This window comes from Ahrensia sp. 13_GOM-1096m (assembly GCF_000620605.1).
In the GTDB taxonomy this organism is placed as follows: Bacteria; Pseudomonadota; Alphaproteobacteria; order Rhizobiales; family Rhizobiaceae; genus Ahrensia; species Ahrensia kielensis.
In genome coordinates, this window is the sequence record NZ_JIAX01000011.1 from 207,243 (window position 1) to 233,010 (window position 25,768).

A 25,768-nucleotide genomic window follows, 5' to 3' on the forward strand; every position below is an offset into this window, starting at 1 on the left:
GTGCAAAAGAAGCTGCAGTATAGGAAATAAACATGTGTCGTTGGGCTGCCTATGCGGGACCACCAATTTTCATGGAGGATATGATCCTCTCGCCTGTTCATTCCCTTATTGAGCAATCACAGCATGCTTCGGAAGCAAAAACGGCGATAAATGGCGACGGATTTGGGCTGGCTTGGTATGGCGAGCGTGAAATGCCTGGCCTTTACCGTGATATATTGCCTGCTTGGGCAGATACAAATTTACATTCCTTAGCCAAACAAATTCGCTCAGGCCTATTTTTAGCGCATGTTCGTGCTTCGACAGGCGGGGGAACGAACCGCGATAATTGTCATCCGTTCACCTATGAAAACTGGTCATTTATGCATAATGGCCAGATCGGTAATTTCGACATTTTACGCAGGAGCTTAGAGTTCCGGCTGAGCGATAGCGTTTACGCGATGCGGCAAGGCAGCACAGATTCTGAATTGATGTTTTTACTTGCCGTTGAGTTCGGTTTGGCAGAAGATCCAGCACTTGCATTTGAACGCATGCTTGAATTTGTCATATCGGAAGCTGCAAAGCGCGACTTAGACACAATCATTCGTTTTACAGCCTGCTATAGCGATGGACATGCTTTGAATGCGATCAGGTTTTCTACCGATAACCGCCCGCCAAGCCTTTATTATGCAAGCTGCGCATCTGATCAAAGTATTTGTCTGGTGTCAGAACCGTTTGAACATCCAGACAGAAATTGGACTGCGGTTCCTGCTAATTCTCAAGTGAAAATAGCGGACGGAAAGCTGAGCGTTGCGCCATTCTTATCGGTAAAAGCCGCCGCTGTTGCTTAAACTTTGACCGTTACAAGATGTTGGGCAACCAGTTGAGCCAGTTCATGCGCAACTTGTTGTTTGGTCATTTCCGGCCAAGCATCGTTCTTTTTCTTTGAAATAAGCGTCACGCGATTGCGGTCACCACCCATAACGCCCGTTTTCCCGCCAATGCCGGTATCGGGCGACACATCATTGGCAACGATATAGTCGGCACCCTTGCGTTTGAGTTTAGATGCGCCGTGCTTGATGAGGTTTTGTGTTTCTGCTGCAAACCCAATGACAAGTTGCGGTCTTTTTGCTTCATGGTTCCCGATGGAAGCCAGAATGTCGGGGTTCTCGGTCAGCGCAATAGCGTTGATGCCGCCCTTTTCCTTTTTGATTTTTTCATCTGCTTCGGCCGCCGCGCGGTAATCAGCAACAGCAGCCACAAAAATGGCTGCATCGGCAGGCAGTAATTGGTGAACCGCATCATACATTTCGCGTGCAGTTTCAACGTCAATCGTTTTTACATTTTGCGGTTTAGAAAGGCTGGTTGGTCCGGAAACCAGATAAACATCAGCGCCAAGGTCAGCCAATGCTGTCGCTATCGCATAGCCCTGCTTGCCTGATGAACGATTTGCGATATAGCGCACCGGATCAATCGGCTCATGTGTTGGGCCCGACGTCATAATGATTTTCTTGCCAGCTAAAGGCTTGGGCCGTGTGTCTAATAATTGCTCAATGGCACCCACAATTTCTAAGGGTTCAGCCATGCGGCCAAAGCCCGCTTCACCGCTTTCAGCCATCTCGCCAGCACGTGGGCCAATAAAGTGAATACCATCATTTTGAAGCGTCTTACGGTTGCGCTTTGTGGCTGGATGTTCCCACATTTTAGGGTTCATTGCAGGCGCGATAAGAACAGGCTTGTCGGTCGCCATTAATACAGTGGAAGCAAGGTCGTTGGCCAAGCCGTTGGACATTTTGCCCATAAGGTCGGCTGTCGCCGGTGCGACAACAATAAGATCTGCTTCGCGCGAAAGCCGAATATGCCCGACATCGTGTTCTGCATTGCGATCAAACAGTTCAGTAAAAACCGTATCATTCGCGATTGCGCCAATCGATAATTCGGTGACAAATTCTGTCGCTGCTTTTGTCATAACTGGGCGCACAGATGCACCGCGTTCGCGCAGACGCCTTATGAGGTCGAGGCATTTATAAGCCGCAATGCCGCCGCCAATAATCAGGCATATGCGCTTGCCTGCCAGTGTTTGAGACGAAGGGTCAGAGACTGAAATTGGCGCAGGTGCAGATGCGGGAGAAAGCAGGACTGGTCCAGCCGCCATTTGCGCAAAATAATGCCGCGCTTCTTCTTCCATGGAGCGGCCATTGCTGGCTGCGCGCTTGCGAAGCGCTTCTTTGATTTCAGGTTCAAGATTGCGAATAGTAATAGATGCCATGATTTCAATGAAATCATAATGTTCTTAAAGATGCAATCAATGATTTCAGTGTTATGTGAGTGTCCAAGCGATATAAAGCGCGCTTAGCGCAATAACCCATAATGCACGGCGTCCCCAACGACTTTCCTTAGCTTCAGCCTTACCGATCGCTTTTACGGTCGCAGGGTCGAGTTTCATGCCGTTTTCAGCCATGGCACCCACTTCATGCGCGAGCTGTTCAGTGCGGTTTGCAAGTTCCGGCATAGCCTTCATAAGACGCAAGCCTGCCTTAATGCCGTTACGCGCATCATTTACCACGGCTGCGGGCCCAAGATTTTGCCGCACCCAATCGCCAACAACTGGCTCTGCGGCCTTCCACATGTTGAATTGTGGGTCGAGCATGCGCGCATTGCCTTCAACAACCACCATCGTTTTTTGAAGCAGCAATAATTCAGGCCGCGTTTGCATATCAAAGATCTCTGTCACATCGAACAGCAGGGTCAAAAGATTACCCATTGATATTGTTTCGGCAGGCTGGTCGTGGATAGGCTCACCCACAGCACGGATTGCTTGCGCAAAGGCGTCAATATCATGGTGAGGCGGCACATAGCCTGCCTCGAAATGAACCTCTGCCACGCGCCTATAGTCTCGCTGAATAAAACCGAACAGGATTTCAGCAAGAAAACGCCGTTCTTTCATGCCAATGCGTCCGGCAATACCCATATCAACGGCGACTATGTCGCCTTTAGCATCCACAAATAAATTGCCTGGATGCATGTCCGCATGAAAAAAACCATCGCGCATCGCGTGGCGCAAGAAACTTTGAATGACATTGACGGCAAGTATATTGAGGTCATGGCCAGCTTTCATAAGCGCTGCCGTGTCGCTCATCTTGATGCCGTCAACCCACTCCATTGTCAGCACATTACGGCCAGTGCGAACCCAATCGACTTTGGGAACGCGAAAATCAGTATCGTCTTTTGTGTTTTCGGCAATTTCAGAAAGCGCGGCGGCTTCTAAGCGAAGGTCCATTTCAATGCGCGTGGATTGTGCGAGCGTTTGCGCAATCGCTGTTGGGCGCAGTCTGCGTGTCGCTGGAAAATATTTTTCCTGCAAATTGGCAAACATAAAAAACGTATCGAGATCTTTCTGGAAACGCTGGCGCACGCCGGGACGGATGACTTTAACCGCGACTTTTTTCTCAGACCCATCGGGCATTCGCACATAGGCAGGATGTACCTGTGCAATTGATGCTGCAGCAACCGGCTCTTCAATTTGCGTAAAAAATGTATCCCATTTTGCGCCAAGTGAGTCTTCTAGCCGCGCGATGGATTGCGCCGTTGGGAATTGCTTCATCTGATCTTGCAAAGTCGCAAGATCAACCGCCAAATCTAATCCAATAATGTCAGGGCGCGTTGCCAAAAACTGACCAAGCTTTGCATAGGATGGGCCAAGGCGCGTGATCGCATTGTTCATACGCTCGACATTGTTTAGCCGTCCGGCGCGACGACGCGACATTTTCGTCGCAATTTTATGGGCCGTTAGTGCAGGTCCGCTCAAGCCTTCGCGCGGCATGGCTGCAACAACGCCTTCGCGTGCGAAAACCCAGCCAGCTTTAATAAGGCGAAGTCCTGCTAAAAATGATGACACGTCAGAGTTTCCATCCGGAATGTAGGGCGGCAATACCGCCCGTATAGTTACGGTATGTCGCGCGCTCAAAGCCAGCCGTTTCAATCATTGCTGCGAAATCTTTTTGATTGGGAAATTTGCGGATCGATTCGACCAAATATTGATAGGGTTGTGCATCGCCTGTTACCATCTTGCCAACAGGTGGAATGACTTTAAATGACCAAGCTTCATAGAATTGTTCGAGCAACGGCACATCAACTTCAGAAAACTCTAAACACATAAAGCGGCCACCACGTTTTAACACGCGCCGCGCTTCACGCAGCGCCTTGTTGATATCCGGTACATTGCGAATGCCAAAGGCAATCGTATAGGCATCAAAACTATTGTCTTCAAAAGGCAATTCTTCTGCGTTGGCTTCAACGAAATCAAGATTGTCGATGAGGCCATTTTTAACCGCTCGCTCGCGGCCGACTTCCAGCATGGAGCCATTAATATCAAGAACTGTCGTGTGAACGTTTCGGCCAGATGCTTCGACGATTTTAAAGGCGATATCGCCCGTGCCACCAGCGACATCCAGTGAACGCCAATTACCACGCTTGGGAGGATTGAGTTGCGCAACCATTGCTTGCTTCCAAGCGCGATGAACACCCGCAGACATGAAATCATTCATAATGTCATAGCGCTTAGCAACGTGGTGGAACACCGCGTCAACTTTTTGCTGCTTATTGCCATCCTCGACTTTTTCAAAGCCGAATGATTGCTTCATGTCTTCGCCGACACCGGTACGCGCTGTGGACATAATAAAATCCTTGGTTTCGTTTAACGGCAACATACCCTATGCCGCAAAAATAGCCGCTTTGCCAAGTTGCCGCATGTTACAATAGTAAATAGGTTGGCAAAAAGAAAATAGAAGGGACGTCGATATGGTTTTAAAAGCAGAAATCCATTGTCATTTGGAAGGCGCGGCCAGCCCTGCACTTGTTGAAAGTCAGGCGCGTAAATACAATGTCGATGTTTCCAACATTATTTCGAACGGCGTTTTTGTCTGGAATGACTTCACGCAGTTTTTAAAATGCTATGATGGCGCAGCTGATCTTTTTCGCTCCGCCGATGATTATGCATTGCTGAGCGAGACTTATCTCAATGAGCTTGCAGGTGATGATTGCATTTATTCAGAAATGTTTATCTCAACAGATCACGCGCGCGCCATTGGCATCTCAGAGAAAGACTATATCGACGGCATTGCAGAAGGCATGCGCCGTGCGAAAGAAAAAACCGGCATTGAAGCTCGAATGATTGCAACGGGCCTGCGCCATGGCGGCCCAGAATCAGTGCTTCGAGCTGCCAAATATGTTGCGGGCAACCCGCACCCACTGATCACTGGTTTTGGTATGGGCGGCGATGAACGCATGCACCACCCCAAGGATTTAGCGCCAGGGTTTGACGTTGCGCGGGATGCAGGGCTTGGCATAACGACCCATGCTGGTGAGCTGGTTGGTCCGCAATCAGTGCGTGATTCGCTTGATTATATTAAGCCATCGCGCATCGGTCACGGTGTTCGCGCGATTGAAGATCCTGATCTCGTGAAGCGCTTAGCCGATGAACAGATTGTGCTTGAGTGCTGCCCGGGCTCTAATATCTCACTTAAAGTTTACGATGGGTTTGAGGATCATCCTTTTATGGCGCTGCGCGCAGCGGGCATTCCTGTAACGCTTAATTCCGATGACCCACCGCATTTTCACACGTCGCTCAAACGCGAATATGAAATTGGGACCAATGAGTTTGGTTTAAGTGACGTTGAATTGACCCAAATTACCCGCACAGCGATTAAAGCAGCCTTTGTTGACGAAGAAACACGTAAGCAATTGCTGGCAAAACTGGATTAGAGCTTTCGCGCAGGTTTCACGCGTATTAAGGTCGCCCAAATATCAGGAGAGTTTTCATGAATGGTGTCACTGTTGTTTCCCACCCATTGGTGCAGCATAAGCTTACCCAAATGCGCAAAGTTGAAACCTCAACGGCGGGTTTTCGCAGACTTTTAAGAGAGATTTCACTGCTCCTTTGTTATGAAGTGACACGTGAATTGCCGATGACATCGGAAACAATTCAAACACCGATTGTTGAAATGGAATCGCCTGTTTTAGATGGCAAGAAACTTGTTTTCGCATCGGTTTTGCGCGCTGGTAATGGACTGCTTGATGGCATGCTAGACCTTGTGCCGTCGGCACGTGTTGCCCATGTTGGACTTTACCGCGACCATGAAACGTTAGAGGCAGTTGAATATTATTTCAAAGCGCCTGAAAGTCTCGATGAGCGTTTGACAATCGTTGTTGACCCTATGTTGGCGACAGCGAACTCAGCGATTATGGCAATTGATAAGCTTAAAGAGCGTGGCGCGAATAATTTGCGCTTTGTCTGCTTGCTTGCAGCACCAGAAGGCATTGAAAATTTCACTAAAGCTCACCCTGATGTGCCGATCATTACCGCATCAATTGACGAGCGTTTAAACGAAAGCGGTTATATTGTACCTGGTCTTGGCGATGCGGGTGACCGCATGTACGGCACAAAATAGATAGATTTTTTTCAATAGTCTTTCATGTGAAATAGCGTGGCCCGAAAGCAGCATGATCCAAAATAACCGAAAGCGCGTGTATTGGATTTTGTGCGCGCTGTTGGTCGCACTGGGGCTTTTGGGCATGATCTTGGCGGCAACTTATGCGCGCAGCGATGGGGAAATGCCTCCAGAATTCGCAATTGCGACATGGGTAATATTGCTAGGCATAATTGCAACGGTCCTAGGTCTTGTTTGGGTAGTCGCACGCAAGTTGTTGGGTAGAAGCTAAATATGTCGTCTGCATCACGATGCCGCTTACAAATAGACCGCATTTTAACAAATGCTTTTACATCTTTTTGACGTTGCTAATTGTTTGCTGGCAGCGTTAACGGCCTTGCTAGTTTTCTTGCGTATGGTTTTTGCAAGGAGACTTTTGGATGTTAAGACTTTTACTTGCTGCGAGTATTATTTCGATCAGTGCTTTGGGCGCTGTGGAATATTTGAAGCGAAATAAAGCTCATCTAAACGCAGGTCAAACTCCGCGGCAGACAACAGAACAAAAGCAAGTAACTAAAGCCGATAATAAACCGCAAACTGTTAAAAAAACCGCGCTCCGCTTGTCGGGCGTTGAACACATTGCGCGCGACCAAACCGGCCATTATCGCAGCAACATCAAACTTAATAATTTCAATGTGCAAGGCCTTATCGATACGGGCGCAAGCACAATTGCGATCAATGAAACCACAGCGCGGCGCGCAGGTATTCGGCTTAAACCATCTGACTATATCTATGAGGTAAGCACCGCGAACGGCAGCACGAAAGCTGCCCGTGCAGTCATCAGGCAGGTTACACTTGGCTCCATTCGCATCGCGGATGTTGAAGCGCTTGTGATGAAAGACAGCTCTCTTAATACGGTTCTGATCGGTATGAGCTTTATGAATAAGCTGCGTGGTTTTGAGTACAAATCCGGCAAGCTGGTCTTACGCCGTTAAGAAACCAAATCTGCGATAATTGCTCTGCTATCCGGTGCTTTTGAACCGATACGGTAGGCTTCAAGAATAGTAGTCTGCGCCTTATCTGCATCTGCCTCACTTTTTGCGTGAATAGTACAAAGAGGCTGACCTTTTTCGATCTTGTCGCCGATCTTTTTTAATCGACTAAAACCAACGGAATAGTCGATTTTATCGCCGCCAGCACGTCGCCCGCCGCCCATCTCAACAACCGCAACACCGATAGAGCGCGTTTTAATGTCTGCGATAAACCCATTTGCAGGTGCTGGAATATCTCTTATAACCGCAGCGCGCGGCAAATATTCATCATAGTTTTGCATGATGTCGGCAGGGCCGCCGAGCCCATGAACCATCTGGCCAAAAATTTCAGCTGGACGATTGCTGCTAAGCGCTGAGCGAACATGCTCTTCAGCTTCCTCTTCGCTTTTGGCCAATCCAGCGATGAATACCATCTGTGTCACAAGAGCGATCGTGACAGCCTCAAGTCTGGGATCACGGTGCGTACCATTTAAAAAATCAATGGCATTTTTAACTTCAACCGCATTGCCGACAGCACTGGCGAGCGGCTCATTCATGTCGGTTAATAGCGCAATGGTTTTTGTGCCTGCGCCGTTTCCAACACGCACGAGACTTTCAGCAAGTTTTCGCGCATCGTGTTGTTCGCGCATAAAGGCACCATCGCCAAATTTAACATCCAGCACCAGCCAATCAGGACCTGCGGCCAATTTCTTTGATAAAATCGATGCTGTGATCAGGGATATATTTTCAACCGTCGCGGTGACATCGCGTACAGCATAAAAGCGTTTGTCAGCGGGTGCTAAAGCCGTTGAAGCACCAATGATCGCGCATCCGGCTTTGCGCGTTATATTTAAAAATTGTGCGGTTTCTGGCTCGGACATATAGCCGGGTATTGAATCCATTTTGTCGAGCGTGCCGCCAGTATGGCCAAGGCCCCGCCCAGATATCATCGGAATATCAAGACCGCATGCAGAAGCCAGCGGCGCAAGAATGAGCGAGACATTATCACCAACACCGCCGGTGGAATGCTTGTCCGCAATCGGGCGTTTTAAGGTTGGCCAGCTGAGCACGTCGCCGCTGTCACGCATGGCAAGCGTTAGCGCAACGGTTTCATCATCGTCCATGCCTTGGAAATAAACAGCCATGGCGAAAGCGGCGATATGAGCATCGCTTGCGCTTTCATTTTGAATGGCCGTAACAAAGTCAGAAATCTCACTGTCGCTCAGCTTTAACCCATCGCGTTTTTTAGCGATTATTTCCTGCAACAACACGGCCACGATTAGTAGCCCTCTGATGTCACAGCTTCGCCGCCTTCAAGCGCAGCCAGTATATCGTTTAACATGGCGGACGAACCAAAGCGCAATGTATCAACACCTGCCCATTCTGGACCCATAATTTTATCAACAAGCGCCAGATAAGCGCCGCAATTTTCAACGGTTTTTATACCGCCTGCAAATTTTAAACCGCGCGATTTATCGCCAAACTCTTTTAGAGCTTCGAGGATAGTTTGAGCAGCCTCTAGTGTTGCATTGATTTCTACTTTGCCTGTCGAGGTTTTTACAAAGTCTGCACCTTCTTCCAGTGCAATAAGGGTGGCCTGCTTGATAAGGTTAGGCTCCATCAATTCGCCAGACTCGATAATGACCTTTAGAATTGCTTGGTTGTGGGTTACGGCGCGAATGGTCGAAACCATGTGGCGCGCAGTTTCAGCATCGCCATTTTTCAAGGCTGTGTAGGGTAAAACAAGATCAATTTCGTCGGCACCATCGGCAACGGCTTGTTTTGTTTCATGCATTGTCGCACGTACATCATCGCCGCCTGCAGGAAAGTTTACAACAGTCGCAACCTTGATGTTGGTGTCAGCTAAAATGGTTTTAGCTTGAACAACAAAAGCAGGAAAAACGCATACTGCTGCTGTTTTACCAAATCGGGTTTGTGCCCTTTCACATAATTCAATAATGGCATCCGATGTGCAGTCATCATTCAAATTGGTCAGATCAATGAGACCAAGCGCACGGTTTGCTATTTCTTTTCGGTTGGTCATTTAATCCAAATCTCTAATGGCTTTTACCAAGATAGCCTGTAAGCGTTTCCCGCCAATGGGGGCCATCTCTTTGGTTTCATCATGGCTAAGTTCAGAGCCAGTTATACCTGCTCCAAAGTTTGTAATAACCGAGCAAGCTGCACATTTCAGGCCAAGAAAACGGCCAATGATAACTTCGGGTACTGTGGACATTCCAACGGCGTCTGCACCGAATGTGCGTGCCATGCGTATCTCGGCAGGCGTTTCAAAGCTAGGGCCGGAAAACCACATATAGACACCCTTGCTTAACTCAATTTTGACTTCCTCTGCTGCTGCTTCAAGTGCAGCGCATAGCGATTTATCATAGGCCGATGTCATGCCAACAAATCGGTCGTCAGTTTCTTCGCCGATAAGAGGATTGGTGCCTGAAAAATTGATATGATCCGTTAGCATCATGACTGAACCGAGCGGCATATCATCGCGCAATGAACCCGCAGAGTTCGTCAATATAAGGCGCTCAACTCCAAGCCCTTTAAGAAGCTCTAATGCAGGACGCATGGCGTTGGCATTGCCGTTTTCATAATAGTGCGCACGTCCTGAAAGTATAAACACCGGCTTATCGCTTATGGTGCCTGCAACAAGTTCGCCCGCATGGCCAGAAACGCCGCTAGATGGAAAACCTTCAAGCTCACTATAGGAAAAACGGATGGGGTTTTCGAGCGCATCAACAAGCCCGCCTAGGCCGGAGCCGAGCACAAGTGCGGTGCGCGGTGCCAAACCGTCTAGCTTTTCAATGATCGTGTCGATTGTCGTTTTCAATATTAGGCCTGCTTTGGTTTAGTTTGTTTTTGCCAGAACATCGGATTCAAATCCGTGCGGCAGGAGATCGGCCATAGTCACTGTTTGCACGATGCCCTCCATCGTACACAGATGCACTTTTGCTTCGGCTGGTGCAAATTCAGCTAACCGTTGACGGCAGCCGCCACAGGGTGTGCAAATGTCCTTTTTCTCCGCGATGACGCAAATATCGGTTATCTCGCCGCCGCCTGCCATCACAAAGTGAGAAATGGCGGTTGTCTCAGCGCACCAACCTTCTGGAAATGAGATAATTTCGATATTGGCACCGGAAAAGATGCGGCCGTCCTTGGTTAAGATAGCAGCACCAACCGGAAAGTCTGAATATTTTGCGTGAGCCTTTTCCATCGCTGTTTTAGCTGCAGTAAATAACGGGTCTAGGTCAGCCATATCAGCGTTCCTTCACATAGGGTTGACCACCGGCTTTCGGCGGGATCGCTTTGCCGATAAATCCAGCAAGCAATATAACTGTCAAAATATAAGGCAGCGCTTGCATGAACTGTGCGGGAATTTCAAACAGTCCAGGGATTTTGATACCTGAAAACCGGATTGCAATCGCATCAAGAAAGCCAAAGAGAAGGCAAGCATACATCGCATTAATCGGTTTCCACTTGGCAAATATCAGCGCAGCAAGTGCGATGAAGCCTTTGCCCGCTGTCATATCTTTCACAAAGCCGGCATTTTGAGCAACCGATAGATAAGCGCCCGCAAGGCCGCATAATATGCCGCAACAAATCACAGCGCGGTAACGTAGCCAAACGACAGAGATACCTGCCGTATCAACAGCTGCCGGATTTTCACCAACAGCACGCAAGCGCAGCCCGAAGCGGGTTCTGAACAAAACCCACCACGTTAGCGGCACCGCTGCAAACGCCACATAAACGAGAATAGAGTGGCCAGATAAAAGCTCAGAGTAAATTGGGCCCAATACGGGGATGCCGCTGATACTATCGGCGAAGGGCAAATTTATAGTTTCAAAACGGCTTCCGTCTGAACCAAGCGGCGGTGTTCTGCCGCCTTGTCTAAACCAAGCTTGGCCAAGAATAATTGTTGAACCGGCGGCAATAAAGTTGATCGCAACGCCCGATACGATTTGGTTGCCGCGATGGGTAATCGACGCAAAGCCATGAACCAGTGATAGGGCGATTGAGACTAAAATAGCAGCAGCAAGGCCTATCCACGCAGAACCGTAAACCGATGCCGCTGCAGCTCCAGCAAATGCGCCAGCCAGCATTTTTCCTTCAAGTCCAATATCGAACACTCCTGCGCGCTCTGAATAAAGTCCTGCCAAACAAGCCAGCAACAATGGCACAGAGAGCCGAACAGTTGAGTCAAGAATTAGGATGATTGTGTTAAACGCTTCTATCAATGACCCTCTCCTGTGGTTGCTGGTGCAGCTTTAAGAGAGCTGTCTGCAATACGTCCAAAAAACAATGAAATATAAGGGCGGAACATATGCTCAAGCGCTCCAGCAAAAAGAATAACGAGACCTTGAATAATCACGATCATATCGCGGGTAATCGCTGGCATCTCAAATGACATTTCTGCGCCGCCCTGATAGAGCATGCCGAATAAAATAGCCGCAGGAATGATCCCCGCAGGGTGTGAACGGCCCATGAGCGCCACTGCAATGCCGACAAATCCTGCACCTGTCACAAAATCAAGCTGCAAGCGCCCTTGTGCGCCCATAACAGGATTGAGCGCCATCATACCGGCAAGACCGCCTGAGATCATCATGGTTATAACAATGATCTTGGTTGTGTTGATGCCTGCATATTGCGCCGCTTTCGGGCTATGACCCATGGTGCGGATTTCATAACCAAGGCGCGTGCGCCATATGAGTACCCACACAAGAAATGATGTTACCAACGCCAATAGAAATGTGATGTTGAGCGGCGCTCGGCGAATCGTGAAACCAAAGGCTTCAATCATCCAGTCCAATCTTGGAAGGGACGCACCATCAGCAAATGGGCGTGTTTCAACAGCCATCTGCCCGACAGGTTTTAAAACATCTACCAAGAGATAGACCATCAATGATGCTGCGATGAAGTTAAACATGATCGTTGTAATAACAACATGGCTGCCGCGTTTGGCTTGTAATAAAGCTGGAATTAATGCCCAAAGGCCACCAAAAGCTGCCGCGCAAAGTGTGGCGATGGGCAGGTTGATCCACCACGGAAAAACGCTGTCAAATGCAAGACACGCAACAGCGACACCCAAACCACCAATATAGGCTTGGCCTTCGCCGCCAATATTAAAGAGCCCGCAGTGGAAAGCCACTGCAACGGCAAGTCCAGTGAAGATAAAGTTTGTTGCATAGTAAAGCGTGTAGCCAATGCCGTCGCCGGAACCAAAAGCACCATCAACCATCAAGACTGCGGCGCGAAGCGGGTTTTCGCCAACAGCAAGCACAACAAGGCCTGCGACCAGAAAAGCGACAGTTAGATTAATAAGAGGAATAAGCCCGTAATCGACCCACCGCGGTAATTGTGAATAAGGCTGTGCCATGGGTTTACTCCGCCGCTTCTATTTTATCGTTCGTAACACCGGCCATCAAAAGGCCAAGCTCGCCTTCGGTTGCTTCTGGCCCGCACTCGCCAACCACCTTGCCATCGAACATAACGATGATCCGGTCTGCAAGTGAGCGGATTTCATCAAGCTCAACAGACACCAACAAGACAGCCTTGCCCGCATCGCGCATTTCAATAATCCGCTTGTGAATAAATTCAATTGCGCCAACATCAACGCCGCGTGTTGGCTGGCCAACGATTAAAACGGAAGGGTCCGTTTCCATCTCGCGGGCGAGCACGATCTTCTGCTGGTTGCCACCAGAAAAATTCGCAGTCTTTAAGCGGCAATTGGCCGGACGAATATCGTATTTCTCAATCTTATCGCGCGCATCATTGCGAATGGCTTCGATATTGAGCATCGGGCCAGATAAATAACGTGCGTCATCATGATAGCCAAGAATGGAGTTTTCAGCCTCTTCAAACGCCAGAACCAACCCCATATGGTGGCGGTCTTCTGGAACATGGGCCAGCCCGCGCTTGCGCAGCATGGCTGGATCGGCCTTCCCTGTAACATCAATCGGCTCGCCGTCGAGCAGAACGCGCCCTTCTTTTGCCGGTCGGATGCCGGTAATCGCCTCAATCAATTGGCTCTGGCCATTACCCGCCACACCTGCAATGCCAACAATTTCACCGGCACGCACATCAAGGGAAACATTTTTGACCATATCGATGCCGCGTGAATCGCGCACGGTCAGGTTTTGAACAGCAAGCTTTATTTCACCAGGGTTCGGATCGCCCTTTTCTACGCGCAGCAAGACGCGTCGGCCAACCATAAGCTCGGCTAATTCTTCGACAGAGGTTTTGTCCGTTTTGCGTGTCGCTACAATCGTGCCTTGGCGCATCACAGATACTTCATCGGTCACGGCCATGATCTCACGCAATTTATGTGTGATCAGAACGATCGTTTTTCCCTGTGCTTTTAACTGTTCGAGAATGCGAAACAGGTGATCTGCCTCTGATGGTGTCAACACGCCGGTCGGTTCATCAAGAATGAGAATTTCAGCGCCGCGGTAAAGCGCCTTTAGAATTTCGACCCGTTGCTGAATACCAACAGGAAGTTCTTCAATGATTGCGTCAGGATCAACATTGAGCTCATATTCTTTCTCTAAGCGAACAAGTTCTGACCGTGCTTTGGAAATGCTGCCTGACAAAAGCTGGGAATCTTCAGCGCCAAGAATGATGTTTTCAAGAACGGTAAAATTTTCAACCAGCATGAAGTGCTGGTGAACCATGCCAATGCCAAGCGCTATAGCGTCATTGGAAGAGTTGATCTTGGTGTTCTTGCCATCAATGCTAATCTCGCCGGAATCGGCTTGATAAAAACCGTAAAGGATCGACATGAGCGTGGATTTCCCCGCGCCATTTTCACCGATAATACCGTGAATAGTTCCCTGCTTGATTTGCAGATTGATATCGCGGTTCGCTTTAACGGGGCCAAAGCTTTTATTAATGCCGGCCAGTTCGATTGCATATTCTGCCATACAACACACTCAAAATTTGATCAGTTGGTCAAAGCCTAGCAGGTCCAGCTTGATAATCTAGTCCTGCACATAAGCTGTAGCCGAACAAAATCAGTGATATCAACTTAAAATCGCAAGAGACAGTGCGCATTAGAAAGTGTTATGCTCTTCAAAAGAAACTTTATGCAGAGGATTTATGATGGATCGGGCTGAAACGACACGTCTTGATGATTTGGAAATTTTGGCCGCGCATCAAGCTCAGATGCTTGATGATCTAAACGGCGTGGTTGTTGAACAGGGCAAAATTATCGCTGATCTACGCCGCCGTGTTGAAGCGCTAACTGGCCGTATCGTAGAATTTGAGTCTGACGCGAGTGCTTCCGCGCCAACACAAAAGCCGCCGCATTGGTAATCAGGGTACTGCAAAAGTCATATTGGCCCATAGCGTTTCCCAAACAGCATTTTTTTCCTGCGCGAGCGCATTTGCGGGTTGCCGAATAACAACGGCATCAAGTTGATATGTGTGGCCCGGCGTTACCGCGATTGTCGCGATGCCGTCATCATTGGTTCTGGTCGTGAACACCCGCACATCGTCTTCGGCATCCGCAGTCTTCTCAAAAACTTCGACCTGAGCATTTTTGCGCGGGCTTCCCTGATAAAGAACCTTCACATCAAACCCATCATCCAACTTATCTGTGTAAGGGTTTTCAAGCGCAACGATTTCAGTTTCTAGTCCGTAAGAGCGGTCAGCGCCCCCCGCATTGCCGACACCAATAAGGCTCTTGGCATAACGCGAATAAACTTCTCGAAATTTATCTTTTGGAAAACCGAGTTGTTCATGCTCGGCAAGCGTGTTTTCAAAGGCCTTATGCGTGACAAAAGACGCAAATTTATCAAACTCCGTATATGTGACGATCATATCGTTTGACTGATATAGGAGAATGTTCAATCCTTCGCCCAATGCATTAATATCAACAGTTGGACGATTGCCAAGGCGCCCTTCTACAGGTTTAAAATGCTCGGCAAGCGCTATGTCAAAGCGTTGAAATCTGTCTGGAAAAAAAGAGTAGGAACTGCCTTTGAAGTTTTGTCCCACTTTAAGATTGCTGACGATTTTCTCATCCACATCTATTTCATAGTTCACACCTTCCAGCCACAATTCGTGTGCGCTGGCAGGAGCGCTGAATAAGCAGGCAACAGACGCAAATATTCTAAGGCGATTAATCCACATGTTCCGTAACCTTTATAGTTCCATGCTTCCCAATGTGTTCTTCACTGGGTTTAAGTCAAGTTTGCTGATGATCGCGCTCTTGTTTGCCGCAGCATTACCAGCGGCATATGCGCATGAAACGCGGCCAGCAATTGGCGACCTTGTTATAGATGATAAGGAAATGGTGCTTAGCGTTGATGTTAATCTGGAAGCATTTGTTGCAGGGGTGAACTTAAGTGAAGTTGAAGACACCAACTTGACTGAACAGGCCGCTGATTATGACAGCCTGCGCGCATTAGCGCCCGATGAAATGGAACAGAAGTTCCGTGCGTTCTGGCCGCAGATGCAGTCCGGCTTCAAAATCATGGCCGGTGAAACAAAAATAATACCGACGCTGGATCGTGTGGAAATTTCAGACGAGCCGAATCTGGAGTTACTGCGTGATTCCAAGCTCACATTGCGCGCAGAGCTTCCAAGCGATGATACCTCTGTTACCATTGGATGGGAGCGCAAGTTTGGCCCTTTGGTACTGCGCCAACAGGAGGGTGGACCAGAAGCTTACACGGCGTTTTTGCGTGACGGCGAAATTTCCGCAGCAATTCCGCGCTCAGGCGGGGTCGATGAAAGTGCTTGGTCTGTATTCAAGCGTTATATTGTCGCCGGTTTCGAGCACATTTTACCGCTTGGGCTAGACCACATTCTTTTTGTGCTCGGCCTGTTTTTCCTGTCGCCTAAATTAAAGCCGCTGCTTTTGCAGGTAACGACATTCACCTTGGCCCATACATTGACCTTGGCTCTCGGGATTTTAGGGATCATCAATATTGCGCCTGAAATCGTTGAGCCTCTTATAGCGGCGTCGATTGTTTATGTTGCCGTAGAGAATCTGATTACCAGTGAAATGAAACCGTGGCGCCTCATTGTCGTGCTGCTTTTTGGTTTGTTGCACGGATTGGGCTTTGCATCGGTTCTTGGCGAATTTGGTCTTGATGGCAGCCGCTTTGTCACCAGCTTAATTGGATTTAATATCGGTGTGGAGCTGGGTCAGCTAACGGTTATTGCTATGGCTTATCTCGCGGTTGGGCTGTGGTTTAGCCACAAACCTTTCTACCGCACTTATATTTCTAATCCTGCTTCCATCATAATTGGACTTGTTGGTGCTTATTGGTTTGTCGAGCGGGTTTTTCTTTAATGCGTTGAAGAAAGTTGGAACCAAAGCTGGGCTGCTTCGTTGTTTGGGCAAGTAAGATCAACAACGAAAATTGGAGGCCCACATGGCAGCGGCAACAAAAACGAGCGCAGCATCGCGCGCTAAAGAAGTTTTAAACAGCGCAAACAATGCAAATAACGTTGAGGCACAGCTTGAGGCGTTAAAAGCAGATGTGAGCAAACTCACACAGGCTCTAACTGAGGCTGGAAACGAGCGATTTAAAGAAGCAAAAAACAGCGCAATTGAAGCGTCGGAATATGCTTCCGAAAACGCTCAGCAAACCATTGCTCGTCTGCGCGGTGAGCTTGAAACGCTCGATCAAAAAGTATCAGAGCAGATCCGCGAGCGTCCATATCAGGCACTTGGCATAGCGGCAGGTGTTGGCGTTTTAGCTGCGCTGCTCTTGCGTAAGTAAAGCCAATGAATGCTTTTCTGCCACTCCTCATTGGAGCAATGAAGTCCGACGTCGCGACGACGGTTAAGCGAACAAAACGGCAAGTGATCCTATATTCGGTTCTTTGCCTGTTCGCATTAACGACTTACGTCCTCGCGATTGTTGCGGCCATTACATACGCTGCAACTTATCTTGGAACTTTCGAGGCTATTTTAATTGCAGCGGCAATTTCTGCAGCAACTAGTCTGTTGGTTGTCGCTATCTTAGCGATCTTGAATTACCGCGATAAGAAAGCGCGCCGCCGTATGGCTTATAATACGGTTGCGGTTGCTCAAATGGGTGCAAGTTCTGTGTCGTCTGTGACAGGCGCTATGAATTTAAAGAAGTTGCTCATGGTGGCTGCAGCAGCCTTTGCGGCGACGAAACTATCACAAACACGCAAATAATTCATTTCAGGGAATGCTGCACTGTCTGTAAGCGCCCAAAGATAATGAAAGGGTTTTATCGTGCCAAGAACCGTAAAATCAGAAGTGGAAGCCAAGCAGGGCAGGAAAGGCATTCCGGTGCTCAATGTGCTGCTTATAGCGATCGGCTTGGCATTTATCGTCTGGTTCGGCATGGAGCTTTTCTTTAGCGATACGCAATCTGGCGGCATGGTTCCCAACGAAAATGTTCAAAGCGAAACACAATAATTGAAGGAGTTTATATCATGGCGAAGGTCACAGCTTTAAATCCTAAAACACGTAAAACGACACCCGAAATTGGGCTTGAAGAAAGCTACCTCGAAGAGGCCTCTAAAGGGCTTTCAGAAGTTCTTGCGTCTACGTACAAATTGATGATCAAAACGCAGGTTTACCACTGGAATGTTGTCGGGCCGCTCTTTGGCCCGATTCACGAATTGACCGAAGCTCATTACAATACATTGTTTGAGGCAATCGATATTATTGCTGAGCGCGTGCGCGCCTTGGGGCATATTGCACCTGTTAATTTTGGTGACATGAAAAACTTTGCACCAACAGGTCACAGCGTTGATAATTCTAGTGCCCACGACATGGTAGCTGATCTGATTAAAGATCATGAGGCTGCGGCACGCACAATCCGTGAGGTTGGATCTAAAGCAGGCGAAGCAGGCGATATGGTAACCGAAGATATGCTAACCGCACGTCTCACATTCCATGAAAAAGCCCTGTGGATGCTTAAAGCAATTGTATCCGATTGATAGTTGAAGAATATAAAGTATGAGGACGCGTCGGTTTTGCCGGCGCGTTCTTTTTTATGGGGCTTTTAAATAAATGGCCGGCGTTTTTCGTCTGTATGTTCCCATCCGGCAAGTTCTGATAAGCGCGCTTCATCAAGAACAAGGCAGCCGCCATCACGCCATTCGATAAGTTTTTTCTCGCGAAGCTTTTTCAGCGTTTTGTTCGTATGGACAATTGAAAGCCCCAATGTATCCGCGACATGTTGCTGTGTAATTGGAATGACATTGTTCTTGGTTGTAAATATGCCGGAGCTATGTGCCCGCCGATTTAAAAACGCTAATAAATATGCTGAACGTTCCAAGGCCGAGCGCCGCCCTATTGATAATAAGTGCTCATCCAAAATGCGTTCTTCGCGCGCGGCTATCCACGTTATATCATATGCAAGGCTTGGGTGTTTTGAGAATAGATCGGTCACCTTATCACGTTCAAAAACACAAAGTGTTAGAGGGCTAAGGGCTTCAATCGTGTGTTGCATTTCACCTGTAATGCTGCCCTGCAGGCCCAACAGATCGCCTGGCACAGCATAGTTTAAAATCTGCCGGCGCCCGTCTTCGAGTATTTTGTATCGAAAAGCCCAGCCTGAAAGTAAGGTATAAAGATGCGCATTATGTGCGCCATCAACGATAATGGTTGTGCCTGCATCGGCCGTGAGTTCGCCCGTTTTAAACTTTTCAACATAAGCGAGTTCATCCCCTTCAAAACGGCGAAAGGCCTCTAATTTACTTAAGGGGCAATGGGCGCATTCCGTACGGTTCGGGGCGCGAGACTTACCATTTTTCATGTTTTTCCATTCAACTCTGATGGCATCAGAGCATAAATAATTTCGCTCTATATGTCTTATTTAAATGACAGACCCAATTTGCCCTGCGAGTTGCGGTGTTTTCGGAGCTGGAAATGTCAATTGGTTCTGTTCAACTTATTGCAATCGTCGAACGCGAATATCTCATCTCAATAGATATAGAACGCATTATAGCTGATCACTTTAACTGTGAAATCCATGTAATAATGCCAGACGATGCTCAAGAAAAACTAGCGGCGATCAACTATGATGTCCTAATCATTGATGCTGATATGCCGAGCGAGATCATAAGCGGCCTTGTGCCTGTAATCGCGCGTTCAAACCCCAAAGTCGTCTTGCTCACGGTCAGCGATGTTGACCCTGAAACCTATATTCCGTTCCCTTATCGTGCAGCAATAGCCAAGCCGTTTACGGATGAGCAGGTTGTTAACACGCTCACCTCATTACTGTTGGCCAAGGTGGTTTAGATTTAGGGCACTCATTTTGTTGGGAAAGAGCCTATTATCTGGAATAGGCGCGTGATCCGATTGAGGCTGCATTTGCATCCATCACATAGTCTGATGCGCCTTTAACATCGAGAATTTCAGCAAGGCGTAACCGTGCTCTGCTGACGCGGCTTTTTATCGTACCAACGGCGCAGTCACAAATTTCAGCAGCTTCTTCATAGGAAAAACCCGAAGCGCCGATTAAAACAATAGCTTCGCGTTGGTCTTCAGGCAGTTGATCGAGCGCTTTTTTAAAGTCTTGCATATCAAGGGCACTGTCTTGGCCTGGATGAACAGCTAAGCTGTCTGTAAATGTGCCTTCAGTGTCCTGCACTTCACGGCCTTTTTTGCGCATCTGGCTGTAGAACTCATTGCGCAGAATCGTGAAAAGCCAAGCTTTCATGTTCGTTCCCATCTGGAAACTTTCATTTTTCGCCCAAGCTTTAAGCACTGTATCTTGAACAAGATCATCAGCCTTGTCTGCGGCACCAGTTAAGGAATACGCAAATGCGCGCAAGCTCGGTAAGCTGCCAAGCAGTTCCTTTTTAAAACCTGGCGCTAGTTCTTTCTCAGCAGTACTCATTTATGGCCGCCTTTGGTGTGGTTACTTTCAGCGGCGTCCAACTGTTCCAACAGATCAAGGAAACGATCTGGAATAGTCTGGTCTTCAACTGATTTATAAAGGGCCTGAAGTTTAGTGGAAATTTGAGTGCTAACTTCGCTAGCGGAGTTATTGCTGTCCGCTCCTTCTTGCTTTAATTTTTTATTTTGTGAATACGTCATTGAAATCTCGATAATTGATCTAGCCATATTAAACGCGCTAACGAAAAAAAAGTTCCGCGCATTGGGAACTTTTTTTGATACGCTTCATTTAGCTTACGACGAAGATCTTCAAAGGAATACAAATAATGACTTTATCTACGCGTATTGCAGGGCATTTACCACTTTTACGTCGGTATGCACGCGCTGTAACAGGTTCGCAGACGTCGGGTGATGCTTATGTGGCGGCAACGCTCGAAGCGCTTATTGCAGATGTGGGTGCGTTTCCAACCGCCTCAAGCGATCGTATTGCTTTGTTCAAGATGTTTGCAGGTATTTTTGCGTCATCAGATGTGAAAATCCCAGAAGTGAATTCACCATTTGCTTGGGAAAAGAAAGCTGCTCAGAATTTATCGAATGTGGGCACAGCAGCACGGCAGGCTTTTTTGCTGGCATCACTAGAAAATTTCACCGCGGATGAAATTGGTGAAGTGCTTGACCGTGAGAAAAGTGAAGTCGGAGATTTGCTGGACGAAGCGTCTTCACAAATCGCCGAGCAAGTTACGACCGAGATTATGATTATTGAAGATGAGCCGCTCATTGCTATGGATATTGAGGCGATGGTTGAGGACTTGGGCCATACTGTGTCAGGCATAGCGCGCACGCACTCAGAGGCTGTAGAGCTATTTAACCGCACAAGTCCTAAAATGGTGCTCGCCGATATTCAATTGGCCGATGGCAGCTCAGGCATTGATGCGGTCAATGATATTTTAAAGACCGCTGACATCCCTGTGATTTTCATTACCGCTTTTCCTGAAAAATTGCTGACGGGTGAACGGCCTGAACCTGCGTTTCTTGTAACAAAGCCTTTTGATCCACAGATGGTGAAGGCCTTAATCAGTCAGGCACTCTTCTTCAATGAATCTGAAAGTGAAGTTGCTTAATTTGGAACAGAATTAGCAGTTGAGCGTTTAGTTCTCAGAAAATAAATAGGAGAGAACAATGCTACATTATGCACTTATATTCCTCGTTGTTGCGATTGTTGCAGGCCTACTGGGCTTTAGCGGTATTGCAGGAGCGTCAGTTGGAATCGCGCAAATTCTGTTTTATGCATTCTTGGCTTTTCTGCTGATTTCAGCAGTCTTAACGCTGGTGCGTAGATAAAAAATAACATCAGGTGTTGCTCTAGCGGCACCTGATGTGACGTAATTAGAGTAATTAAAGGGCTAGACTGTGAAAAGAAACCTGACGTGGCACCGCAAGGATTACAGGGAAGATCGCTTCCGTGATGGACTCATCCTTGCGCTGGTTCACTCAGGTGTTTGCGTATGCGCGCAGGCCGAAAGCGGCGAATATCTATTCGTTGCCAATATGCACAAGCCTTGGCACTTCGATCAGGACACGGACCCAGTTGATACGGAAATCTTCGGCGAGGACTTAGGGCAAAGGTTGAAGCTTGCCAAAAGCCGCGTTTTGGAGAACCGAGAAACAGAAGAGTTTGAAGTTCATCTGCCGGATAGCGGCTTTTACCAAATCATCATTGATTTTGTTGCAAGCCCCTATGGTGCGCCTCTCATTCTAACAATGATTAAAGACATATCTGAAGAGCGCCACCGTGAGCAGGTTTTGAAAAACCTTTTGCGCGAGCTTAGCCATCGCTCAAAAAACCTTCTTGCTATCGTGTTAAGCTTGGCTTCGCAGACAGCGCGCGAGCACTCTGATCTTGGCGGTTTTTTGAAAATCTTTCGTGGACGCATCTTTTCTTTGTCCGCATCGCAAGACTTGGTCACAGATATGAGCTGGTCTGGTGCCGGTTTTCATGACTTGGTTGAAAATCAGGTCAAAAAATACTTCCCCGAAGATGCTTCAAGAATCAAAGTTAAGGGCGATGATCCGGTTTTAACCCCCAATGCAGCTACCCATGTTGGTTTAGCGCTTCACGAGCTTATCGTTAATCTGGCAAGCCGCGATGCTCAAAATGAAGGCGCTGTCTCCGCGGTCATTGATTGCTGGGTACTGCCCAATAAAGCAGGCATTGATGAAACTCACATTACCTGGCGTGAGAGCGCCGAATCAGGGGCCATCCAACCCGAATTTACCAATGTTTTCAGTGAGCCGATGTTGCAACGTATCATACCGACATCTGTAAGTGGTTCTGCCGAAATAGAAGTGGATGGGGGGACTGTAAGCTATTCATTGGTATTCCCATCAGCAGAGAACCGGCATAGCTAAGCGATGAAGACGCGGCCTATGGTTGCGCCAAACATGCGTACTCTATGCATTTATTATATTGTAAAAACCCTGCTTGGCGTTAAATGTCTTCGCATAACATGGAGATATGATGCGTAACCGCCTTCCAACAATTCTGTTTTCGGTGACGATGCTGCTCGGGCTTGTTGCTGCGTATGCGGTATACAATTCCACTCGCCAAGCTGAACGTGCAAGCTTTGATATTGTTGCCGATGATATTATCGACAATCTGGAAGAGGGTGTGAAGCAGCACGTTGCTCTTCTTTCAGCGACACGCTCCTTGGTCAATACGGTTGATATTGATGATAAGGGCAGCGGTTTTAAAGAGTTTGTCGCTGATCTTGGCTTGGTTGAGAATTATCGCGGCATTCAAGGGCTTGGTCTCGCGCCGATTTTTGTGTCGGGTAATGAGCTTGCAGCAGAGAATGAAATCAAGCGCAATTATAACCTTGAAAGAAAATTATACCCAGCATCAGACCAAAGCTTTCGCGTGCCGGTTTTGCTGCTTGAGCCAAATGATGAGCGCAATCAAAAAGCATTGGGCTATGATATGTTTGCCGAAAGTAATCGCCGTGATGCGATGATTGCGGCTGCACGAGATCGTCGCCCAAGTGCAACAGCGCCTGTTCGTCTGGTTCAAGAGATTGATAGTGATCAGCAGCTTGGTTTTTTGATTTACGCACCGATTAAGCAAAAAAACATTGATGTTGTTCGCATTGCTAATAACTACCAACCGCTAACAGGTTTTGTTTTTGCAGCGTTTCGCATTGGCGACCTTCACAATGCTGCATTGTCCAGAACGCTGTCTTCTGCCTTGGGTCTATATGTTCAAACGATAGATAAGACAGACAATATCGAAACGGTGGTTTTTCAAAGTAAAAATTATGAAAACTATGCTGATAAAAATGGGCTGAGATCAGTAAAGACGATCAACATGGCCGGCCGTGCATGGGAGGTTGAAGTTATCAAACCTGCCAGCGGCTCGCTTGATAGCAGTTTATTATATGCGCTTATGACGGGGCTTTTGTCATTTTTGTTTGCCGGTGCGTTGGCATCATCTTCCAAACTCCAATTGAGTTCATTGCGCGATTCTGAAGAGTTGCGTCTTTATTCTGAAAAGGCGGCACAGGATAAAGATTTGATGCTGCAAGAGATGAAGCATCGGATTAAAAATTCGATTGCCCGCATCAACTCAATCGCGCGCCAAACGGCCCGTAGCTCAAAAGATTTGCCTGAATTTACCAAATCCTTTTCAGAGCGGCTTCAGGCCATGGCGACAGCACAGGACGTGTTGGCGCGGTCAAAGTGGCAACGCGCAAGTTTTGGTGATCTTTTGAAAAGTGAACTTGAGCAAGTATTCGGCAAAAATGCGAATGAAGTTAAGTTAATTGGCCCCGAAGTGTCGTTGGATGAAAAATATAGCCAAGCCTTTGGTTTAGTACTTCATGAATTAGCGACCAACTCGTTAAAATATGGCGGCATGTCAGGCACTGAAAACGCCATGCAAATCAATTGGAAAATCAAAAAGCTACCCAAGCGCAAGCGCGGACTTTCTATTGTTTGGCGAGAGAATTTCACGGGTGAAAAAACAGAAACAGTTAGCGCAGGCGGCGGCTTTGGCACAAAACTGATAAATGCCAATATTGTTGGTGAACTGGGCGGTTCTTTTGATCGCAGCTTTGACGAAAAAGGTATGATTGTAAAAATTGACGTTCCTTTGACGCAATAATTTACAGATCGGCGGTTTGGGCGGAACCTTTCGGCTGGCGCTGTATTGTTATCCAAGGGGGACAGTACAATTGATGCAACATGCCGATGATATTTATGAAAAAAAAGCTGCAAATGCGATAGAAAAAAACTTGCAGATCGCCGCGAATGTTTCAGCGGTTGTGATCGGTTTGTTCGCCTGTCTTGTGGCGCTGCATTTGGGAAAGACAATAATTGCGCCCATCGCGCTTGCCATAGTCATTGGCATTATGTTCGGCCCAATTGCTGACCGGATCGAAAAGAGTAAAATCCGCCCTTCCATTTCGGCTATGCTTGTCGTCGCGCTATTTGCGGGCTTGATACTCGCAAGCTTTGCTGCGTTCGCAGTGCCTATGTCGAGCTGGATGGATCGGGTGCCAAGAATCTGGAACCAATTCCAGATAAGTTTGGCCGACTGGAAAGGCATGTTTGAAACCGTTGGGTCATTTCAGCAAGAATTGCAAAAAATGGCTGGCGGCGAAGCGACTGCAATGAAAGTGGAAGTAGACGAAAGCGGCCCGTTTGAAGAGGCAGCTTTTCTAGCGCCTGTCATTCTTGGCCAAATCGCAATATTTTTAGCAAGCTTTTATTTCTTCGTTGCGACGCGCCATGATTTGCGCCTTCTCATACTTAAATTATGTGTTCGGCGGAAAACACGTTGGCATGTGGCGCGCATATTCAAAGACGTTGAAGACAGCGTATCAGGCTACCTTATTTCTATTACCTATATCAATTTAGGTATGGGAATAACGGTGTCATTGTTGTTTTGGCTGATAGGTGTGCCGTCGCCTTTTTTGTGGGGCATGCTGGCAGGCGTTTTAAACTATGTCGTTTATATTGGCCCTGCGGTCATGAGCGTGATTTTGATCGGTGTCGGACTGGCAACACATACAGAAACATTGGCGATTCTAACGCCCGCTGCCGTTTTCTTAGGAGTTAATTTCCTTGAAGCACAGTTCATAACGCCCACAATTATCGGAAGACGCACGACGATGAATCCGTTCTTTGTCTTTTTAAGTTTGGTCTTTTGGATATGGCTTTGGGGTCCAGCTGGCGGCTTTATTGCAATTCCTTCATTGCTAATAACAAACGTCATTTATCTGCATATGTTTGTCGCACCACAGCAACGTCGGCAAAGGGCACGGTTTTAAAAAAAATAGCCCAAGCGGAACTATTTTTCAGGTTGAGCGTTCAGGTAATGAAAACACACCCTCAGTTTTCGTCCAGCGGCTCAACCCTCCCCACCACAGGGCCGCAAATAAAGGAGAGAGCATTATGTGCTCTCTCCTTTCGAATTTATAGGGCCACAATATGTG

30 protein-coding genes are annotated in these 25,768 nt (G+C 47.8%); 16 read left to right on the forward strand and 14 right to left on the reverse strand.

Translation table 11 applies throughout. From position 1 onward, the window contains the following. The first annotated feature begins 32 nt into the window (after window positions 1–32). Window positions 33–827, forward strand: a complete 795-nt coding sequence (locus N530_RS0108830; protein WP_026480406.1) for a class II glutamine amidotransferase — start codon at window positions 33–35, stop codon at window positions 825–827. Here N530_RS0108830 and coaBC read toward each other — a convergent pair. From coaBC to ubiE, 3 genes are read right to left on the reverse strand one after another with little or no spacing between them, the layout of a single operon-like run. Then, on the reverse strand, window positions 824–2,245 hold the full coding sequence (gene coaBC, locus N530_RS0108835; RefSeq protein ID WP_026480407.1) for a bifunctional phosphopantothenoylcysteine decarboxylase/phosphopantothenate--cysteine ligase CoaBC: 1,422 nt from the start codon (window positions 2,243–2,245) through the stop codon (window positions 824–826). The two genes, N530_RS0108830 and coaBC, sit on opposite strands and share 4 nt — an antisense overlap. Window positions 2,246–2,296: 51 nt before the next feature. Further along, window positions 2,297–3,874 (reverse strand): 2-polyprenylphenol 6-hydroxylase, encoded by a 1,578-nt coding sequence (gene ubiB / locus N530_RS0108840; RefSeq protein WP_026480408.1) that lies wholly within the window; start codon window positions 3,872–3,874, stop codon window positions 2,297–2,299. A 1-nt stretch (window position 3,875) separates the two neighbouring features. Continuing rightward, on the reverse strand, window positions 3,876–4,652 hold the full coding sequence (ubiE, locus tag N530_RS0108845; protein WP_026480409.1) for a bifunctional demethylmenaquinone methyltransferase/2-methoxy-6-polyprenyl-1,4-benzoquinol methylase UbiE: 777 nt from the start codon (window positions 4,650–4,652) through the stop codon (window positions 3,876–3,878). 124 nt (window positions 4,653–4,776) lie between these two features. On the opposite strand from ubiE, the gene N530_RS0108850 reads away from it, so the two are divergent. The 3 genes from N530_RS0108850 to N530_RS0108865 all read left to right on the forward strand — a co-directional run bounded on the left by N530_RS0108850 (window position 4,777) and on the right by N530_RS0108865 (window position 7,399). Continuing rightward, window positions 4,777–5,739 carry an adenosine deaminase gene (locus tag N530_RS0108850; protein ID WP_026480410.1) on the forward strand — a complete coding sequence of 321 codons (963 nt, stop codon included), beginning with the start codon at window positions 4,777–4,779 and terminating at the stop codon, window positions 5,737–5,739. A 56-nt stretch (window positions 5,740–5,795) separates the two neighbouring features. Next, window positions 5,796–6,425 carry a uracil phosphoribosyltransferase gene (gene upp, locus N530_RS0108855; RefSeq protein WP_018689663.1) on the forward strand — a complete coding sequence of 210 codons (630 nt, stop codon included), beginning with the start codon at window positions 5,796–5,798 and terminating at the stop codon, window positions 6,423–6,425. A 419-nt stretch (window positions 6,426–6,844) separates the two neighbouring features. Then, window positions 6,845–7,399 carry a TIGR02281 family clan AA aspartic protease gene (locus N530_RS0108865; protein ID WP_026480411.1) on the forward strand — a complete coding sequence of 185 codons (555 nt, stop codon included), beginning with the start codon at window positions 6,845–6,847 and terminating at the stop codon, window positions 7,397–7,399. On the opposite strand, the gene deoA is transcribed toward N530_RS0108865, so the two are convergent. From deoA to N530_RS0108900, 7 genes are read right to left on the reverse strand one after another with little or no spacing between them, the layout of a single operon-like run. After that, window positions 7,396–8,706 carry a thymidine phosphorylase gene (deoA, locus tag N530_RS0108870; RefSeq protein ID WP_026480412.1) on the reverse strand — a complete coding sequence of 437 codons (1,311 nt, stop codon included), beginning with the start codon at window positions 8,704–8,706 and terminating at the stop codon, window positions 7,396–7,398. The genes N530_RS0108865 and deoA overlap by 4 nt on opposite strands. Before the next feature lie 8 nt (window positions 8,707–8,714). Beyond that, entirely contained in the window at window positions 8,715–9,479 is a 765-nt protein-coding gene (gene deoC / locus N530_RS0108875; protein WP_026480413.1) for a deoxyribose-phosphate aldolase, read from the reverse strand. Continuing rightward, window positions 9,480–10,277 (reverse strand): purine-nucleoside phosphorylase, encoded by a 798-nt coding sequence (locus tag N530_RS0108880; RefSeq protein WP_026480414.1) that lies wholly within the window; start codon window positions 10,275–10,277, stop codon window positions 9,480–9,482. An 18-nt stretch (window positions 10,278–10,295) separates the two neighbouring features. Beyond that, window positions 10,296–10,703 (reverse strand): cytidine deaminase, encoded by a 408-nt coding sequence (cdd, locus tag N530_RS0108885; RefSeq protein ID WP_026480415.1) that lies wholly within the window; start codon window positions 10,701–10,703, stop codon window positions 10,296–10,298. A gap of 1 nt (window position 10,704) precedes the next feature. Continuing rightward, window positions 10,705–11,679, reverse strand: coding sequence for an ABC transporter permease (locus N530_RS0108890; RefSeq protein ID WP_026480416.1), 975 nt, complete (start codon window positions 11,677–11,679; stop codon window positions 10,705–10,707). Then, the gene (locus N530_RS0108895) at window positions 11,679–12,821 is read right to left on the reverse strand and encodes an ABC transporter permease (protein WP_026480417.1); all 1,143 of its coding nucleotides are present in this window, start codon (window positions 12,819–12,821) and stop codon (window positions 11,679–11,681) included. Before N530_RS0108895 ends, N530_RS0108890 begins: the two co-directional genes overlap by 1 nt. A gap of 4 nt (window positions 12,822–12,825) precedes the next feature. After that, complete coding sequence (locus N530_RS0108900; RefSeq protein ID WP_026480418.1) at window positions 12,826–14,364, reverse strand: ABC transporter ATP-binding protein; 1,539 nt, start codon at window positions 14,362–14,364, stop codon at window positions 12,826–12,828. A gap of 175 nt (window positions 14,365–14,539) precedes the next feature. On the opposite strand from N530_RS0108900, the gene N530_RS0108905 reads away from it, so the two are divergent. Then, the gene (locus N530_RS0108905) at window positions 14,540–14,755 is read left to right on the forward strand and encodes a SlyX family protein (RefSeq protein WP_051540854.1); all 216 of its coding nucleotides are present in this window, start codon (window positions 14,540–14,542) and stop codon (window positions 14,753–14,755) included. On the opposite strand, the gene N530_RS0108910 is transcribed toward N530_RS0108905, so the two are convergent. After that, on the reverse strand, window positions 14,756–15,574 hold the full coding sequence (locus N530_RS0108910) for a DUF4198 domain-containing protein (protein WP_026480420.1): 819 nt from the start codon (window positions 15,572–15,574) through the stop codon (window positions 14,756–14,758). It lies immediately after the preceding gene. On the opposite strand from N530_RS0108910, the gene N530_RS0108915 reads away from it, so the two are divergent. From N530_RS0108915 to N530_RS0108935, 5 genes are all read left to right on the forward strand, one after another. After that, the gene (locus tag N530_RS0108915; RefSeq protein ID WP_081773931.1) at window positions 15,573–16,742 is read left to right on the forward strand and encodes a HupE/UreJ family protein; all 1,170 of its coding nucleotides are present in this window, start codon (window positions 15,573–15,575) and stop codon (window positions 16,740–16,742) included. The two genes, N530_RS0108910 and N530_RS0108915, sit on opposite strands and share 2 nt — an antisense overlap. A gap of 82 nt (window positions 16,743–16,824) precedes the next feature. Continuing rightward, a complete protein-coding gene (locus tag N530_RS0108920; RefSeq protein ID WP_026480422.1) occupies window positions 16,825–17,175 on the forward strand; it encodes a YqjD family protein in 351 nt (116 codons plus the stop codon). Between the two features lie 38 nt (window positions 17,176–17,213). Continuing rightward, window positions 17,214–17,600, forward strand: a complete 387-nt coding sequence (locus N530_RS17735; protein WP_155851955.1) for a hypothetical protein — start codon at window positions 17,214–17,216, stop codon at window positions 17,598–17,600. A gap of 60 nt (window positions 17,601–17,660) precedes the next feature. Then, a complete protein-coding gene (locus N530_RS19050) occupies window positions 17,661–17,846 on the forward strand; it encodes a hypothetical protein (RefSeq protein ID WP_155851956.1) in 186 nt (61 codons plus the stop codon). Between the two features lie 17 nt (window positions 17,847–17,863). Then, window positions 17,864–18,373 carry a Dps family protein gene (locus N530_RS0108935; RefSeq protein WP_018689647.1) on the forward strand — a complete coding sequence of 170 codons (510 nt, stop codon included), beginning with the start codon at window positions 17,864–17,866 and terminating at the stop codon, window positions 18,371–18,373. A 65-nt stretch (window positions 18,374–18,438) separates the two neighbouring features. On the opposite strand, the gene N530_RS0108940 is transcribed toward N530_RS0108935, so the two are convergent. Continuing rightward, window positions 18,439–19,194 carry a Crp/Fnr family transcriptional regulator gene (locus tag N530_RS0108940; RefSeq protein ID WP_026480423.1) on the reverse strand — a complete coding sequence of 252 codons (756 nt, stop codon included), beginning with the start codon at window positions 19,192–19,194 and terminating at the stop codon, window positions 18,439–18,441. 113 nt (window positions 19,195–19,307) lie between these two features. Between N530_RS0108940 and N530_RS0108945 the strand changes: the two genes are divergently transcribed. After that, window positions 19,308–19,679 (forward strand): hypothetical protein, encoded by a 372-nt coding sequence (locus N530_RS0108945; RefSeq protein WP_026480424.1) that lies wholly within the window; start codon window positions 19,308–19,310, stop codon window positions 19,677–19,679. A 34-nt stretch (window positions 19,680–19,713) separates the two neighbouring features. Here N530_RS0108945 and N530_RS0108950 read toward each other — a convergent pair whose 3' ends face one another. Both N530_RS0108950 and N530_RS0108955 read right to left on the reverse strand, forming a co-directional pair. Continuing rightward, entirely contained in the window at window positions 19,714–20,280 is a 567-nt protein-coding gene (locus N530_RS0108950; RefSeq protein WP_018689644.1) for an RNA polymerase sigma factor, read from the reverse strand. After that, window positions 20,277–20,507 (reverse strand): NepR family anti-sigma factor, encoded by a 231-nt coding sequence (locus N530_RS0108955; protein ID WP_018689643.1) that lies wholly within the window; start codon window positions 20,505–20,507, stop codon window positions 20,277–20,279. Before N530_RS0108955 ends, N530_RS0108950 begins: the two co-directional genes overlap by 4 nt. Before the next feature lie 98 nt (window positions 20,508–20,605). Between N530_RS0108955 and N530_RS0108960 the strand changes: the two genes are divergently transcribed. The 5 genes from N530_RS0108960 (at window position 20,606) to N530_RS0108980 (ending at window position 25,603) form a co-directional block, all read left to right on the forward strand. After that, complete coding sequence (locus tag N530_RS0108960) at window positions 20,606–21,400, forward strand: response regulator (protein WP_026480425.1); 795 nt, start codon at window positions 20,606–20,608, stop codon at window positions 21,398–21,400. A 58-nt stretch (window positions 21,401–21,458) separates the two neighbouring features. Continuing rightward, window positions 21,459–21,620 carry a DUF1328 domain-containing protein gene (locus N530_RS18850; RefSeq protein WP_026480426.1) on the forward strand — a complete coding sequence of 54 codons (162 nt, stop codon included), beginning with the start codon at window positions 21,459–21,461 and terminating at the stop codon, window positions 21,618–21,620. A gap of 69 nt (window positions 21,621–21,689) precedes the next feature. Beyond that, window positions 21,690–22,688 (forward strand): sensor histidine kinase, encoded by a 999-nt coding sequence (locus N530_RS17740; protein WP_051540856.1) that lies wholly within the window; start codon window positions 21,690–21,692, stop codon window positions 22,686–22,688. A gap of 106 nt (window positions 22,689–22,794) precedes the next feature. Then, window positions 22,795–24,435, forward strand: coding sequence for a CHASE domain-containing protein (locus N530_RS0108975; RefSeq protein WP_081773932.1), 1,641 nt, complete (start codon window positions 22,795–22,797; stop codon window positions 24,433–24,435). 73 nt (window positions 24,436–24,508) lie between these two features. Beyond that, on the forward strand, window positions 24,509–25,603 hold the full coding sequence (locus tag N530_RS0108980) for an AI-2E family transporter (RefSeq protein WP_026480428.1): 1,095 nt from the start codon (window positions 24,509–24,511) through the stop codon (window positions 25,601–25,603). The last annotated feature ends 165 nt before the right edge of the window (window positions 25,604–25,768 follow it).